Below are 16431 nucleotides of genomic sequence, written 5' to 3' on the forward strand. Positions count from 1 at the left end.
ACCTGGGTTCGGGATAAGCCATCGCGTGTTGGTCAAGGCATTGACCCTGATGAGGCGACCCCGGCGGCACACCTGAAGACCCGCGCGACCCATGGGGGCTGTCCGGCCCAAGCGGAATCGCGAGCCTTGGGGTTCGGCTTCGTCCTGGCCTGCAAGCCCGACGCCCACCCGCGAACGGCCCACCGACCTGCGACGTCAGGGCGCGGGCGGCACCGTGGCCCGTCGGGGCCGGGCGCTGCCGGTTTCCAGTCCTGGAAAGCGTTGATGGCCTTCAAGACTTTGAGCCACTCCCACCAGCCCCGGAAACCGGGTGCTTCGGCCAAAATGAGACGTGCTGACACCCCGTCGGCTCCCTCTACCAAGCATTCCCTCCCGAGGAAGCCCACGCCCGGAAACTGGAATTCCATTACACCCTCAAACATGGGAATTGGCTCAACATCGCGGAGATCGAACTCGCCATGACACCCTGCGCCGGGAGATCGAAACCCATGTGAGGGAGCGCAACGCCCAGGCCAAGCCGGTTTTGGCAACTCATTGAGTTCGTCAGGGTGGCCGAGCATACACCCAAACCGAAAATGCCCTGGCTCCACGGAACTTTCGGATCGGCGGTCGAAGGGCGGTGCTGCCATATTTATGGCAGGTGAACATCATCAGGCCGGGGGAGCCTCCATGAAAAATTGGCTCAGATCGTTCTTGCCCCTGGCGTGGCTGGGGATACTCGGCCTCGCCTATCTGGGGCAGACCCGCATAGACGACGATATAGACCGCTTGATATTCGAGGAAAAGGCCGCCGCCCGGCTCGGGGCCGCCGCGCTCGCGAACGACCTCGCCTTCACCGTGCGGCACCTCGCCAGCCTGACCCGCGAAAAGCCGATCCTCGTAACCTTGGATGCGCCGCTGCCCGCCAATTTGGCGCGGATGACCGACGCCTTCACCAGCCTGATCCTGCGCAACCCCGCCTACGACCAGGTCCGCTGGATCGATGAAACCGGCATGGAACGGGTCCGCATCAACGCCGTGGACGGCCATCCCGTGGCGGTGCCGCGGCGGGAATTACAATCCAAAGCGGACCGCTATTACTTCACCGACACCATGCGGCTGAAACCGGGGGAAATCCATCTGTCCCGGCCCGACCTGAACGTGGAGCGCGGACAGATCGAACTTCCCAGGAAACCCATGCTGCGGCTGGCGACGCCGGTGGTGGACAGCGCCGGTCGGCCACGCGGCATCCTGGTCATCAACCTGCTACTGCGACGGCTGCTCGACGACTTCGTCCGCGCCGTCGATCTCGCCGCGCCCCACATGATGCTGCTCACCCAGCAAGGCGCCTGGTTGCGCAGCCCGGATCCCGGCGACGAAGCGGAGTTCATGCGGGACGGCGGTACCACTTTCGGCCAGCGCTTCCCGACGGCCTGGGCGCGGATCGGCAAGGACGAAGCCGGAAGTTTCCTCGCCGACGACGGGCTTTGGGTCTGGCGGAAGACGAATCCCCCCATTCCCGGAGCGGCGGCCAAGGTGATGGCCCAGGAACCGTTCTGGACCGTGGTTTCCCATATCCCCGCCGAAGATATCCGGGCCATCAAGCTGGCGGTCTGGCAACATCTCGCCCCCGCCGCCTTGATGGGGCTGGCGATCCTGGCGACCATCGGCTGGCTTAAGGGGTCGGGGACGGTCCGGCCAGCATCGCCACGGCCCGCGGCGGTCGTTGACGGTGGAGCGTCGCGCAGGTCGTGGGCCCTCTATGCGCTGGCCATCGTATTACCCATCGCCATAGTGCTGTTACGCCAGAGCCTGCCCGCAAGTTTCGGGGACCGGCCCTTCCTGCTGTTGTTCGTGTTCCCGATCACCCTCAGTGCCTTGCTGGGCGGGGTCGGGCCGGGCCTGGTGGCCACCGCCGTCGCCGCGCTGGGTTCGAATTATGCGTTGATCCCGCCCTACGGCAGCGTCCGCATCGCGGCACCCTACGACCTGTTCCAATGGATTTTGCTCATCGCCAACGGGGCGCTGATCAGCGTGTTCAGCGAAGGGCTGCGGCGTGCGCGCCACGAAGCGGAACGGCGGCGGCTACAACAAGCGGAAATGACGGGGCGATTGCAGGAGAGCGAAACGCGCTTCCGCCAACTCGCCGAACACACGCGGGATATCTTCTGGGTGCATGACTGGCCGGCTGGGCGCGTCAGCTATGTCAGCCCGGCCTTCGAGGCCATCACGGGCATCCCCGCCGAGGATTTGTACCGGGATATGCGGGTGTGGCCGAAGGCCATCCATCCCGAGGACCGGGAATGGGCGCAACTCGGGTTCCGGTCGGGCGTGGAAGCCGGTCATTTCAACCTGGAATACCGATTCATCCGGGCCGACGGCGATACCCGTTGGATCGAGGATATGGGCACCTCCCTCCGCGATTCGGAAGGCCGGGTTTACCGCGTGGTCGGCATCGTGCGGGACATCACCGAGCGCAAGCTAGCCGAGGAAGAACTGCGCGGCAGCGAGCTCCGCATGAGGTTGGCCCAGGACGCTGCCCATGCCGGCAGTTGGGAATGGATACTGGAAGGCAACGTCAATCATTGGTCGGAGCCTTTGTGGGCGCTATATGGACTCGACCCCGGCCAATACGCGCCTTCCTACGAGGCTTGGCTGGCGTCGATCCACCCCGACGACCGGGAACAGGCCGAGCAAACCGTCGCCGCCGCCATCGCCCACGGCCATGAAATCGAACTCCAATGGCGGGTGAATATGCCCGAGGGCGAGCCGGAGCGCTGGCTGATGTCGAGGGGGCGGCCCCTCGCGGGAGCGGATGGGAACACCGAGCGCTATATCGGCATCGCCATCGATATCACCGAGCGCAAAGCGGGCGAGGAAGCGCTGCGGCAAAGCGAGCGGCGTTTCCGCGAGTTGTTCGAGCAATCCCCGGTGGCTTACCAATCGCTGGATATCCAGGGCCGTTTCATCGACGTGAATCCGAGGCTCTGCGAATTACTCGGCTATCCGCGCGAAGAACTCCTGGGCAAGGGGTTCGACGAAGTCTGGGTGGAGAACGCCAGGGGAGGCTTTGCCGACGAATTCGCGGAGTTCCAGCGGGAATCGAAGATCGGTAAAGAACTGCGCCTGCTCCGCAAGGACGGCCAGCCCCTCACGGTGATCCTGGAAGGCCGCATCCAGCGCGACCCGCAAGGCCGTTTCGTCCGTACCCATTGCATCCTGACCGACATCAGCGGGCGCAAGCGGATGGAAGATGAATTGGAACGCCACCGCCACCACCTGGAAGAACTGGTCGCCCAGCGCACCCAGCAGCTTGAAACGGCCTACCAATGGCTGGAACAGCGCTCGGCGGAAATCGCCGACCTCTACAACAACGCGCCTTGCGGCTACCACTCCCTCGACGCCGACGGCATGGTCGTCGCCATCAACGACACCGAACTGGCCTGGCTCGGCTACCAGCGCGAGGAAGTCGTGTCGCGGCTGCGCTTCAGCCAGATGCTCACCCCCGACAGCCTGCGGGTCTTCAACGAGAACTTCCCGCGATTCAAGGCATCCGGGCAGGTCAACAACCTGGAATTTGAACTGGTCCGCAAGGATGGCTCCGTGCTGCCGGTTTCATTGAGCGCCACGGCGGTGCGCGACGAAGACGGCCATTATCTCTTCAGCCGCTCGACGCTGTTCGACAACCGCGAACGCAAGGCGCGGGACGCGCAAATCGCGCAGCTGAACGCCGAACTGTCCCGGCGCGCCGAGGACGCCGAAGCCGCCACCCGCGCCAAGAGCGCCTTCCTCGCCAATATGAGCCACGAAATCCGTACGCCGATGAACGCCGTGCTGGGTTTCTGCTACCTCCTGGAACAGCGCCACCTGGAAGACGAGGCGTTGACCTTGATCCGCAAGGTCCACCACGCCGGGCGGTCCTTGCTGTCCCTCATCAACGATATCCTCGACTTCTCCAAGATCGAGGCCGGGCGGCTGGAAATCGAGCAAGCGCCGTTCAGGCTGGCCGAACTGCTGGACGATCTCGCCTCGATCATGGCCGCCGCCGCCCACGACAAGGATTTGGAACTGGTCATCACGCCGCCGGTCGGGGCCGACGCGCTGATCGGCGACCGCCAACGCCTCCAGCAGGTATTGATCAACCTGCTCGGCAACGCGATCAAGTTCACCGCGCGGGGCGAAGTGGAATTGCGCGTCGCCGTGGAATCCGGGGACGAACGGCAGGTCAAGCTGCGCTTCGCGGTGCGCGATACCGGCATCGGCATCTCCCCCGACCAGCAGGCGGTCATTTTCTCGGCCTTCAGCCAGGCCGACGGCAGCATCGGCCGCCGCTTCGGCGGCACCGGCCTGGGGCTGGCCATCAGCCAGCAACTGGTGCGGCTGATGGGCGGCAGCTTGCGGGTCGAGAGCGAAATCGGCCAGGGCAGTGAATTCTGGTTCACGCTGCCCTTGCTCTGCGACCAGCACGTGGCGGGCATACCCGCCCAACTCTCCCGGCTCGAACTGCTGGTCGCCGACGACAGCGCCACCGTCCGCGCGGCCTTGTCCGCCGCCACCAACAGCCTCGGTTGGATAGCCGACATGGCGGATTCCGGCGAGGCCGCCCTGATGCGGGCGCTGGCCCGGGCGGGTGGCGGAAGCTTCTACGACGCGCTGCTGTTCGACTGGAAAATGCCGGGGCTGGATGGACTGGAAGCCGCCAGGACGATCCGGGAAGCGCTCAAGAAAAGGCGGAAGCCCTTCGAGGAACCGCCCATCGTCATCATGGTCACCGCCTATTCGCGCGACGAATTGCTGGGCCAGCCGGGCATGTCCTGGGTGGACCAAGTGCTGAGCAAGCCGGTCACGCCTTCCGCCCTCTACAACGCCGTCGCCGCCGCGCTGAGCCACCGCAGGCAGGGATTTCTCCCGGCAGCCCGGCCCCAGTCCGGCACCGTCCACGGCCTACGCATTCCCGGCGTGCGCGTGCTGGTGGTGGACGACAGCGAAATCAACCAGGAAGTGGCGAAAGGCATCCTCGAAGCCGACGGGGCAATCGTCCATCTGGCCTGCGACGGCCAGGACGCGGTGGAGTGGCTGGAGGTCCAGCCCGACGCGGTCGATATCGTGTTGATGGACGTGCAGATGCCGCGCCTGGACGGCTACGCCGCCACCCGCCGCATCCGCGCGGACGGACGCTGGCAGCACCTGCCCATCGTCGCCCTCACCGCCGGCGCGTTCCAAGCCCTGCGCGACGCCGCCGAGGAATCCGGCATGAACGATTTCATCGCCAAGCCGTTCAACGTCGAGCAGATGATGGAAATTATCCAACGCTGGACCGGATGCCAACCCATGGAACACGATGGGCTTCCCCCCATATCCGTGCCCGTGCCCGTGCCGGAGACCGGCCTCGCCCTGCCCGGTATCGACCTGCCGGGGGCGCTCCGTCAATGGCGTCGGCCCACCACCTACCGGACCTACCTGGACAAATTCGTCGAGAGCTACGCCCAGGCCGGGGAAACCATCGCCGCCGCCTACCGGCAAGGCAACCTTCCGGCCGCGGCGGCGCTGACCCATAAGCTGTGCGGCGTGGCGGGAACCTTGTGGCTGCCCCAGGTCGCCGAATTGGCCCGCGAACTGGAAACCCGGCTGAATCAGGGCGGATCGGCCATCGAGCAGGCCGCCGATCTGCAAGCGGCCATCGCCCAAGTGTGCGCCACCGTCGCCGACTGGAAAGACGCCGATGGCACCCCGTCCATCCCGGAGCCCGGCGCCATCGATGGCGCCGGGGATGGGCTGGTTCCGTTGTTCAAAGGCTTGTTGGAAGCGCTCGACCACAACGACCCCGATGCAGCCGATGCCGGGCTGGCCCGGCTGCGGGGAAAACTGGACGATACTCAATGGGCCGGGTTGGCGGCGCTGCTGGCCGACTTCGATTTCCGTGGGGCGGAAGCCTCGGCCCGAAGGCTGATGCGGACCTTGAACCTCTCGATCACGGAGTGACCCATGTTTTGTGGCCCTTTGCTCATCGTGGACGACGAACCGGCCAATTTGGCGGTCCTGCGCGGGATATTGAAAGACGACTACAGCCTGATGCTGGCCCGCAGCGGGCTGGAAGCCCTGGTACTCGCGGACAAGCATCGCCCCAGCCTGATCCTGCTCGATATCCAGATGCCCGGCATGGATGGCTACACCGTCTGCCGCGCCTTGAAGGCCAATCCGGCGACCGAAGCCATCCCGGTGATCTTCGTCACCACGCTGTCCGAACTGGGCAACGAGGAGGCCGGGTTCGACGCGGGCTGTGTCGATTACCTGATCAAGCCGGTATACGCCGGGATCGTGCGGGCGCGGGTGCGGACCCATTTGTCCCTGGTCAAGTCCACATTGGTGGAGAAAACCTGTAGCGCGGCCTTGGACATGCTGGGCAAAGCCGGCCATTACAACGACAGCGATACCGGAGCGCATATCTGGCGCATGGCGGCTTACGCGCGGCAACTGGCCGAGGCGGTGGGCTGGTCCAAGGCGCGTTGCGATTTGCTGGAGCAGGCCGCGCCCATGCACGATACCGGCAAGATCGGCATCCCCGACGCGGTGCTGCGCAAGCCCGGCAAGCTGGACGCCGGGGAATGGGCCATCATGCGCACCCATAGCCGGATCGGCTATGAAATCCTGACCAGCAGCGATGCGCCGGTGTTCCAACTGGCCGCCGAGATCGCGCTGCGCCATCACGAGCAATGGGACGGCAGCGGCTACCCGGATGGCCTGTCCGGCACGGCCATTCCCGAATCGGCGCGTATCGTCGCCGTGGCCGACGTGTTCGACGCCCTCACCATGAAACGTCCCTACAAGGACGCCTGGCCGGTGGAACAGGCGCTCGAAGCCTTGCGCGAGGGCGCGGGCCGGCATTTCGACCCGCCGTTGGTCGGGGCTTTCGAAGCCTGCCTGCCGCGCATCCTGGAAATCAAGGCGGGTTGGGACCGACGCGAGGCGGAGGAAGGTCAATAAGGATTTGGCCAGAAATAACCCGGAATCAGGTCGTGGCGGCAATAGCCCACGCCATGAATCGCTGGGCGATGGCGGCGGAATGGAACACCACGCCCCCTGGCAGGCACGGGTGATATGCCGGAACCGCCAGGGTTCGATGGGATTGTGCTTCGAGCAATACGGCGGGTAGTGCGCGACGTGGCTTTCCAAGCCCAACCCCCGCCACGCAGCGAAATCGGGAAGTTATTTCCGGTTTTCCCCAAGCAGCGTTGGAAACCCTACACATCCTGTTCCACCAGCCCCCCGCGATAAGCCTCCGCTGGGTTGGATGGGGCGCGCTCTGTGCTAAACCCGACAAACCCGCCAACCCGGAAAAGCCCGCGGACGGCTAGGCCACACCCCCTGAAAACCGCCCTGAAACCAAAAACATAGACCGTCGTCCCGGTCCCCGCCCAACGCCGCCCGGTCCCTGGCACCGAATCTGCTTGTGGCGTGGAATGGAGCGATTGGGGTCGAAGGTGGGTGTCCCCGCCGGTTCGACCAGCCGTCCGGCCCACCGGCCCCGGCAAGGCGTGGCTCCAGATTTCATTAATTTAATCAGTGGGTTACCGGGATGGAATGTTCCTTTAGCGGTCCGACCAGGCCGCCCTTGTCTTGCGGTAAGGCCAAATATCTCGTGGTTTTGCTCCACGGCGCGGGTTCGAGCGCGGACGAAATCATCGACCTGTCGTTGGATTGGGCACCGACGCTTAATAAAGCCGAGTTCCTTGCCCCCGAACTGCCTTGGCCGGGCCGGGATATGGAGGCGGGTCTGGTGGATGGCTTGTGGCGTTACCTGGAAGCGGCCCTCGCCGCCAAGCGCCTCAAGCATGCGCAGCTGGCCGTGGTGGGATTCGCCGAGGCGGCCGGGCTGGCGCTCGCCCTGGGTTTGAGCCAAGCCGAGCCTTTGGGCGCGGTCGTCGCCGTCGGACGGGGGGCCAAGCCAAGGCCGGAATCCATCGGCGCGGCCCGGCACCCCGCGCCGCTATTGCTGGTTTCAGGCCATATCGGTCCGGCAGCGCCAGGAACGGATTGGCGAGAAACGGCCAAGGACTTACAAAAGGCCGGGATCGCGGCGGAATACCTGGAGGCGCCGGGGGATTATTTTGGCTTGGACGACCAGGGGTTAGCCCGGATCGCCGATTATCTGCGTGCGCATATCGCCCCATCCCATCCGGCTTAGAGCCTATCCCATTAAGCCATCCGTGTTATCGCGGGGGGTGGCCTAACGGGATGGGCTTTCAACCGCCCATCGCGAGGCTTTAATACAATGATTTGATTCTTGAAATACCATCGGGAGATAACCAAAGTGGCCGATTACAACGTCACCGTCGAAGAATTGCCGAGCGGCAAATGGGCTTGCTTCCTACGCATCGATGGCGTGGAGGAGCCTATCAACCTCGGCAAGGAATTCAAAAACGAGGAACGCGCGGAAAACTGGCTGAATGTCTCGGAGTCGGTCACCGCGATTGAAATGATGCTCAGGAAACACAAGAAACCGGAATAAACCCCGGCTCCGTTCACCCCCATAATCATTTTGATCCCACAACAGCCATGGCCGATTTCATTCAAGCCCATGCGGGCCACGCCGATTGGCGGATAGCCCTGGAACAGTGCTGGAGCCAGATTCGGCAGCAGCTCGAATCCGCCCCGGTGGCCGGTCTTAGCCTGGGCTGGTGTTATTGCACCGACCATTATGCCGCCCAGGCCGGTGCCATCCTGGAAACCCTGGGCCGGTATCTGCCGGGTGTGCATTGGGTGGGTACCCTGGGCATCGGTGTCGCCGCCGGGCCGGTGGAATACATCGACGAACCGGCCATGGTACTGTTGTTGACGAATTTGCCAGCCCACAGCTTCCGGCTGTTTTCGGAATTCCAGCCGTTGGACGCCCAGCCGCCCGGTTTCGAGCCCTTCACCGCCTTGGTCCACGCCCACGGCCCCACCGGGGAATTGGCCGCCGAATTGAAACGGTTGAGCGGCCAGACCTCGACCGGGTACTTGTTCGGCGGTCTGTGTTCGGCCCGCCACCGGGCTTCTCATTTCGCCGATACCGTGTTCAGCGGCGGCCTGTCGGGGGTGGCGTTCGGCCCGGACGTGCGATTGCTGTCGCGTGTGACCCAGGGTTGCCAGCCTATCGGGACGCAGCGCCGGGTCACCCGTGGCGAAGGCAATATCCTGGTCACGCTGGACGGGCAGCGGGCCTTGGATTGCGTGCTGCAAGACCTGGGTTTGCCGGAGACCCTGTCGGACGTGGAGCTGAACCGCGCCCTCGCCACCACCTTGGTCGGCCTGACCGCCACCGGCGAAGATGTTTCCGTGCAGCCGGGCGCTTTCGGCACCAACACCGAGGTCCGCCATATCGTGGGCGTCAGCCGCAAAAGCGGCGTGCTGGTGGTCGCCGAGCAATTGCGGCCCGGTGCCAAGCTGGCTTTTTGCCGGCGCGACACCGAGGCCGCCCAGCTCGACCTGCTCCGCATCCTGGGCGAAATCCGCCGTGATTGCGGAACCTCGGCGCGGATCGACGGGGCGCTTTATATCAGTTGCTCCGGTCGCGGTGGCCCGCATTTCGGCGCACCCCACGCCGAGTTCCGGTTGGTCAACCGCGAGTTGGGTGGGGAGGTGCCCTTGGTCGGTTTTTTCGCCGGCGGTGAAATCGCCCGCAGCCATCTCTATGGCTACACCGGGGTATTGACCGTCTTCACCACGCCATTGTGAGGCGGAGCCAGGACCGGACCGGGGCAAGTCCGGTCTTCCCACCAGCGGACAACCCCTCACAGCCGCTTGATCCGCGCCTCCCGCGCCCACAGCCGTAAGTTGCCGCAAATTTCCAGGAATCCTCCAGCAGGGTCGGGCCGCGCGGGCCGGGTTTCAAGGAATTCTGGTCGTCGGCGACCGGGATGCCCTGCTGGGTGGTGAGAGCGTCGGCGTGTCGGCGCTGGCGGTCTGATGGGTTTCGCCGCCTTAGCCGCAGGCGATGGTTTGATCGAGCAATTGCGCCGAATCGCTAGCTTGGCGGGTGGGTTCCTGTGCCATATCCGATCCTCCTGACCGTTGCTGGGTAGGCATCCATGCGCGTTTCCGCGCCTTGGGGGTATTAACCTCGTGGCGATGACCCGGAAACCCCCGCAAAACTCCCAGTGATAAGCATAACTAGGTTATTTCCGGCGGAGGAATGGCGTGATGGGCACGGCGGTAAAAACCGGAGGCCGGGGCTAGGAATAACTCGGGCTTGGCCTTGACAATCTACCACCACGGCATAAGCACTCATCCCTATGGGCAACCCATGGAGCCGCTTGGATAATACCACCGATAAGCCCATGGATTGGGCATCTGAAACCAAAAATCCGCCATGGATGGACCAGTATGGACGACACTTTGAATTATGCGCTGCAAAGCCAGCGCTGGCATGGCACGGACGCCGCCTATTTCGAGCGCTGGCACCGTTTACACGGGGCTTCCTTGGTCCGCTGGGTTGGTCGGGATAAAACGGCCCATATCCTGGATATAGGCTGTGGCTTCGGCCTGCATATTTATTCCCTGCTCGCGCAGGGATATGTCAATGCCACGGGCGTCGATATCGACGCGGCACAAATCGCCGTGGCCCAATCCCACGGCCTACCCTGCCAAAGAATCACCCCGGAACAGGCCGACGCTTTTTATACCGAGCGGGCCGGCCAGATCAATACCGTATTGATGCTGGATGTATTAGAGCATATCCCCAAATCGGAACAAGTGGGTTTCTTGCGGCGGTTGCATCCTATTTTCAAACCCGGAGGCCGCTTGATCGTGCGGGTACCCAACGCCCTCGGTCCCACCGCGCTCTACCATCGCTATACCGATTTCACCCACCATTGTTGCTTTACCCCGGAAAGCCTGGAATTTGTGCTGGGCAATGCCGGCTTCAAAGCCCAGCGCATGATGCCAGACGCGGATTTAAAACTAGGCAAGGTATGGTACAAACCCTGGTCGTTATTCCGTTATATCCTGGCCGGTACGAGCCGTTTATTCTGGCGAGCCGCCTATGTCGCCGATCTTGGACGGCCCGCGTTTTCTTTACCGTTGACCCGGAATATCGTGGCCGAGGCGCGGCCTGCGCCGCCGAACCCAGGATAGCTCGGACTCGGCCATAGTCGAAGGACGGTACGGATGAAGTTCCCCAATCACCAGCAATTAAAAGATATCGATCTGGTCACAGTCGATGTTTTCGATACCCTCTTGCAACGCAAGCCCATCAGTGAAAATCGCCGCTTGCTGAACGCCGTCCGTAGTCTTTGCCTCCATCCCGATTTGAAGCCTTATGGCCTGGACCCTGGCGTGGTTTTACAACTCCGCATCCAGGCCAAGCGCTATGCTTATCGAACCCTAGCCATCGCCGCCCCGGAGCGGGAAATCACCCTGGATGGTTTATTGGCGGGACCGGCCCGCTTGCTCGGTATGCCAGATGGTGCGGAAACCTTATGGGCGACACTGGAAGTCGACCAGGATGCACAAAGCGTGCGGGTCAACCGCAAACTTTGCGCGGCCCTACGGCAAATCAAAACCTTAGGTAAACGGGTCGTCGCGCTCAGCGATACCTATTATTCAAAACCGCAAATAGCCCGGTTATTAGAAGGCACGGGATGTTTAGGGGTAGTCGATGATATCCATACCAGTGCGGATTTGGGTTTCACCAAGCGGGGTGGACAAGCATTTTTGCGGGTGGCCGAGCGTGAAGGCGTGAGCCTACGGTGTATCATCCATATCGGCGACGATGTTTGGGCCGATGGCGTGCAAGCGGCCAAGCATGGAATCCAGGTATTCGTCACGCCACAACCTAATTATAAAATAGCCTTGCATAAGCTGGATGGAGGATTATTCTCAGCCCAACGCGTTATTAAAAATAAGCTAACAAGCCTATCCGATAGCGCGGGATACAACAATCATCAGCAACCCTTATCGAAGGGGGATATAGGCCAGCAAATACTCGGACCTATTACCGCTGAATATTGCCTATGGCTATGGCTTTATCTCGCCTCGATTCCCCAACCGGAAAACACGGTCGCGCTGTTTTGCGCCAGGGGAGGTTTACGGATGCGCCGGGTTTTTGCAACCGTCTTGGAACGATTGGGCTTGTCCGTGCCGGTGCGGACCGAGGATTTCATGGTGTCCCGCTTGGTCGCGGCCCGGACCGCCTTGGTCCGGGGTTCGCGATACGCCTGCGCTGAACTGGCAAGAGAACATAAACACGCCTCCCTGGCGACGGTGGCGCGGGCTTTATCCAGCGTGCCTTTGGTATTCGGCGAATACTGGAACCGGCCTTTCAGCCCGGAAATATTTTTCGAGTCTCTCGACCGCGATCCTGCGGGAATAGCTTTGCGCCAGGACTTATCGCTGCAAAGCGATTTGTTCGGGCGGCATCTCGACGCCGTGGCGCAAGGTACCGGGCGTTTACTGCTGTGCGATACCGGATTGTTCGCCAGTACCCAGCGCTTATTGGAAGAGGGAATGCCAGAACGGCATTGGGAAAGCGTGTTATTCGCACGGGCCAATTATAAAGGGTTTGCAACCCCGCATTTCGCCCGCGCCACGGGTTTGATGGTGGAGCGGAATTTTTATCATCCCTTGTGGATAAAATCCATCGTCCTGCGCTATTGGCATATCGTGGAAGCGTTATTCGAGCCGGAATTACCCAGCGTCAAATCATTCCATGTGGCTACCGATGGCGGTGTGGTTTCCAATCTGGAATTCAACGGCTGGGAAACCTGCCTGGATGGGGCCGGAGATTCCTGGTTCGCCGGAACCCTGGAGTATCTGGAGGATTTACGGGCGGGCGATATTCCAAAAATCCTTGCCGATTCCGAAGCGGCTTGGCGGCATTTGCGCCGACTCATCCTATTTCCCCGCCGGAGCGATGTCGCCCTCATGGCGGTGGACCACAGGAGCATGGACTTCGGGCGCGATAGCCAGGTCGGCACCTGGCCGGCCAAAACGGTGGCGGGAAGGTTCCGATGGCGGGAACTGCGGGAATCCCTGTGGCGGGAAGGTTATATCGCCCTGGCTTGTCCCAGGTTGAATACCTTGTTCCAAATAGCTTGGGAAAGCGCCTATATCTTGCGGCCGGCCTTGGCGCTGATGTTGAGGCGGCGATAGGCCCGCGGTCAGGTGGGCAGGCGTGGCATCCGGCGCAATCGCATCATATAGAGAGGCATGCGCCTCCGCCGGGCCGGACAAGGCCGTCTTGGCGGCGGAAGCGGGCCTGCCGACATGGGCCCGCCCCGCCCATCGTCGCGATTCCTTCGTAAACTCGTAACCTGATTGCAATATTGCCCCGACATACTCGCCCGTCTTAGGCATGATGCGGACGCAGAGCGATATGAAATTACGGGTTTATTTTGGGGCGCTGGTCCTGTTGGCTTTTCCTGGACTGGCTTTGTCTTGGTGGAACGACGATTGGTCCTCGCGTAAGCAAATCACCTTGGATGCCAGCGTGACCGGCGCGGATATCCGCGACAACGTGGCGGATTTCCCGATCTTGGTCCGGCTCCATACCGGCAATTTCAGCTATTTCGGCGAACTGGCCGAGGGCGGCAAAGACCTCCGCTTCATGGTGGACGACAAGACGCCGCTGAAATTCCATATCGAGAAATTCGACGCCGCCAATGAGATGGCCCTGGTTTGGGTGAAGGTGCCGCGCATCCAAAGCGGTGCCAGTACCGATACCTTCTGGATGTATTACGGCAATGGCTCGGCGGTGGACGGTGGCGACGCGGGCGGCACCTACGATGTGAACCAAGCCCTAGTGTTCCATTTCGACGACAAAAATCCCACGCCCCAGGACGCCACCGCCTACGCCAACCACGCCGCCAAATCGCTGGCCGCGGCGGAACCCGCCGGCTGGATCGGCGCGGCGGCCAAGTTCGCGGCGGCGGGGTCCATCGAAGTCCCGGCTTCCCCGTCGCTCGCCCTCGACCCGGCCAAGGGCTGGACCTTCTCCGCCTGGATCAAGATCGACCAGAGCCAGCCCGAAGCCTATATCTTCCGCGCCGCCGATGGGGCCAACGCCCTGGAACTCCTGCTGCGCGACGCCACCGTGGTGGCCCGCTACGTCCAGGGCGGCAAGACGGTAGAAACCGCGCCCGCCCCGATCCAGCAGCCCGGTCAATGGCGGCATGTGGCCGTGGTGCTGCGTCCCGACAAACTCGAACTCTACGTCGACGGCAACAAAGGCGGCGAATCCCCCGCCACCGCCGTCGCGATGAACCCGACCCTCACCCTGGGCGGCACCGCCACCGGCGGTTTCCTGGCCGGTTTCCTGGACGAGGTGCAAATCTCCAACACCGCCCGCGGCGCGGAATGGATCAAGCTGTCGGCCCGTAGCCAGAGCCTGGATTTCACCATCGCCAATTTCGGCCAGGACGAATCCAAGGGCGGGGCGGGCGGCGATAGCTCGTTCCTGGTCATTGTGCAGAGCGTGACCATCGACGGTTGGGTGGTGATTGGCTTGACCGGGGTCATGTTCGTGGTATCGCTGATCGTCATGGTCATCAAGGCCATCGTCATCTCCAAGGTCAGGAAGGACAACAAGGCGTTCCTGGCCGCATACGAAAAACTCGGCCCCGACGGCGACCCCGGCCAGTTGGACCGCGAGGAGAGCGAGGACGAGAAGGAACTGGCCGAATCCGAATTCCTCGCGGCCATCGCCGGCAAGCACGACCATTTCCAAAGCTCGCCGCTCTACCACCTCTATCACGCCGGGATCGGCGAGGTGAAGAAGCGCATGGGTTCCTCGGCCAAGCCGCTGACCCCGGAAGCCCTCAACGTGATCCGGGTCAAGCTGGATTCCATCGTGGTGCGCGAGAGCCAGCGCCTCAACAGCAAGATGGTCTTGCTGACCATCGCCATCGCGGGCGGGCCGTTCCTGGGACTCTTGGGCACGGTGGTGGGCGTGATGATCACCTTCGCGGTGATCGCGGCGACGGGCGACGTGAATATCAACTCCATCGCGCCCGGTATCGCCGCGGCCTTGTTGGCGACGGTGGCCGGCCTCGCGGTCGCTATCCCCGCCCTGTTCGCCTACAACTACCTGCTGACCCAGATCAAGGATGTCGTCGCCGATATGCGGGTGTTCTCCGATGAATTCCTGGCCATGCTGTCCGAGCGCGTCGCCGACCGCTTCCGGGAGGCCGCATGAAGGTCGAATCGGAAGAGAAGGTCTACGACGACATCAACATCACGCCGATGCTGGACGTGGCCTATGTGCTGCTGTTGATCTTCATCATCATGACCACGGCCACGGTGCAGGGCATCACGGTCAACCTGCCCAAGGCCAGCAGCACGCCGAGCCTGTCCAAACCCAAGACTAAGGCGATTTCCATCACCCCGGACGGGACGATCTACCTCGACACCTATCCGGTGTCGATCCAGGAACTGGAAACCCGGTTGGCGCAATACAAGGCGGCGACGCCGGATTTGCCGGTGGTGTTGAAGGCCGATGCCTCCATCCAGTATGAAAAAGTCATCCAAGTATTGGATGTGGTGACGCGGCTCGAAATCAGCCAACTCGGCCTCGTGACCCAGAAGCTGGTGAAATAAGCCGCCGCGATGGAACAGAAGAACAAGTACCTGAAATACCTACCCACCGCCATCGGGGTGGGTTTGGTGGTGGTGATCGCCATCGTCCTGTATCTGGTACGGGATATTTTCGAGAAACCAATCCAGAGCAAGAAGCAAGTCCAGCAAATCAGTGTGGTGCAGCCTCCCCCGCCACCGCCTCCCCCGCCCGAGCAAAAGCCGCCGGAACCCGAGGTAAAGGAGGAAAAGATCGAGGAACCCGAACCCGAGCCGGAACCCGAGCCGGAACAACCCGAGGCGGAAGCGCCGCCGCCGGGCGAGGAATTAGGTGTGGACGCGGCGGGCGGGGCCGGTTCCGACGCCTTCGGCCTGATGGGCAAGAAGGGCGGGCGCGGGCTGATCGGCGGGGGTGGCGGCAACGCCATCATCTGGTACGGCCAGCATATCGGCAAGGAATTGACCGACGAATTGCACCGCAGCCTCAAGGACAAGGCCCGCAATAGCAGTTATTCGGCGGTGGTCCACCTGTGGATCGGTCCCGATGGTGGCGTCAGCCGGGTGGAGTTGGCGAATTCCAGCGGCACGGCGGAAATCGACCAAGCCTTGAAGGCGGCGCTCAACGGCATCCGCGCGGGCCGGTTCAAGCCGCCGCCCGAGCATATGCCGCAGCCCTTGAAGGTCCGCATCCGGTCCTAGCGCGTTTTCACGTTATTTGTGGGTGGGCACGTATTCCGTGCCCACCGGGATGGCCCGCAAAAGGTGGGCATGAATACATGCCCGCCCTACGACCAAGCGTAAACCCCAACCGAAAATGCTCTAGCGCCGTCCCCGCCGCTGGCTTGGGAACCGGCGTAAACCGGGAACCGCCATCCCGCCAACCCAGTTTTTGCAGATCGAACC

The 16431-nt window shown here is 62.7% G+C and carries 10 protein-coding genes and 2 pseudogenes; 11 read left to right on the plus strand and 1 reads right to left on the minus strand.

From position 1 onward, the window contains the following. Positions 1-338 precede the first annotated feature (338 nt). The 3 genes and pseudogenes from B9N93_RS27010 to B9N93_RS20950 form a co-directional block, all read left to right on the plus strand. A pseudogene (locus B9N93_RS27010) lies at positions 339-455 on the plus strand (IS630 family transposase); the annotation flags it as partial. A gap of 214 nt (positions 456-669) precedes the next feature. Next, complete coding sequence (locus tag B9N93_RS20945; protein WP_176225384.1) at positions 670-5961, plus strand: PAS domain S-box protein; 5292 nt, start codon at positions 670-672, stop codon at positions 5959-5961. A 3-nt stretch (positions 5962-5964) separates the two neighbouring features. After that, the gene (locus tag B9N93_RS20950; protein ID WP_085216378.1) at positions 5965-6963 is read left to right on the plus strand and encodes an HD-GYP domain-containing protein; all 999 of its coding nucleotides are present in this window, start codon (positions 5965-5967) and stop codon (positions 6961-6963) included. A 138-nt stretch (positions 6964-7101) separates the two neighbouring features. Here B9N93_RS20950 and B9N93_RS27015 read toward each other — a convergent pair. Next, positions 7102-7158: pseudogene (locus tag B9N93_RS27015) on the minus strand (hypothetical protein); the annotation flags it as partial. 433 nt (positions 7159-7591) lie between these two features. Between B9N93_RS27015 and B9N93_RS20955 the strand changes: the two are divergent. The 8 genes from B9N93_RS20955 to B9N93_RS20990 all read left to right on the plus strand — a co-directional run bounded on the left by B9N93_RS20955 (position 7592) and on the right by B9N93_RS20990 (position 16227). Continuing rightward, positions 7592-8164 (plus strand): alpha/beta hydrolase, encoded by a 573-nt coding sequence (locus B9N93_RS20955; RefSeq protein ID WP_125469146.1) that lies wholly within the window; start codon positions 7592-7594, stop codon positions 8162-8164. A gap of 126 nt (positions 8165-8290) precedes the next feature. Beyond that, positions 8291-8488 carry a hypothetical protein gene (locus B9N93_RS20960; protein ID WP_085216380.1) on the plus strand — a complete coding sequence of 66 codons (198 nt, stop codon included), beginning with the start codon at positions 8291-8293 and terminating at the stop codon, positions 8486-8488. 47 nt (positions 8489-8535) lie between these two features. Then, complete coding sequence (locus tag B9N93_RS20965) at positions 8536-9696, plus strand: FIST signal transduction protein (protein WP_085216381.1); 1161 nt, start codon at positions 8536-8538, stop codon at positions 9694-9696. Positions 9697-10344: 648 nt separating this feature from the next. Next, entirely contained in the window at positions 10345-11094 is a 750-nt protein-coding gene (locus B9N93_RS20970) for a class I SAM-dependent methyltransferase (protein ID WP_085216382.1), read from the plus strand. 33 nt (positions 11095-11127) lie between these two features. Further along, positions 11128-13110 carry an HAD family hydrolase gene (locus B9N93_RS20975; protein ID WP_085216383.1) on the plus strand — a complete coding sequence of 661 codons (1983 nt, stop codon included), beginning with the start codon at positions 11128-11130 and terminating at the stop codon, positions 13108-13110. Positions 13111-13333: 223 nt separating this feature from the next. Continuing rightward, the gene (locus B9N93_RS20980; RefSeq protein ID WP_085216384.1) at positions 13334-15151 is read left to right on the plus strand and encodes a DUF2341 domain-containing protein; all 1818 of its coding nucleotides are present in this window, start codon (positions 13334-13336) and stop codon (positions 15149-15151) included. Further along, positions 15148-15552, plus strand: coding sequence for an ExbD/TolR family protein (locus B9N93_RS20985; protein WP_085213102.1), 405 nt, complete (start codon positions 15148-15150; stop codon positions 15550-15552). The genes B9N93_RS20980 and B9N93_RS20985 overlap by 4 nt, the downstream gene beginning before the upstream one ends. A gap of 9 nt (positions 15553-15561) precedes the next feature. Next, a complete protein-coding gene (locus B9N93_RS20990) occupies positions 15562-16227 on the plus strand; it encodes an energy transducer TonB family protein (RefSeq protein ID WP_085216385.1) in 666 nt (221 codons plus the stop codon). Positions 16228-16431 lie beyond the last annotated feature (204 nt).

The organism is Methylomagnum ishizawai (assembly GCF_900155475.1).
GTDB classification, from domain to species: domain Bacteria; phylum Pseudomonadota; class Gammaproteobacteria; order Methylococcales; family Methylococcaceae; genus Methylomagnum; species Methylomagnum ishizawai_A.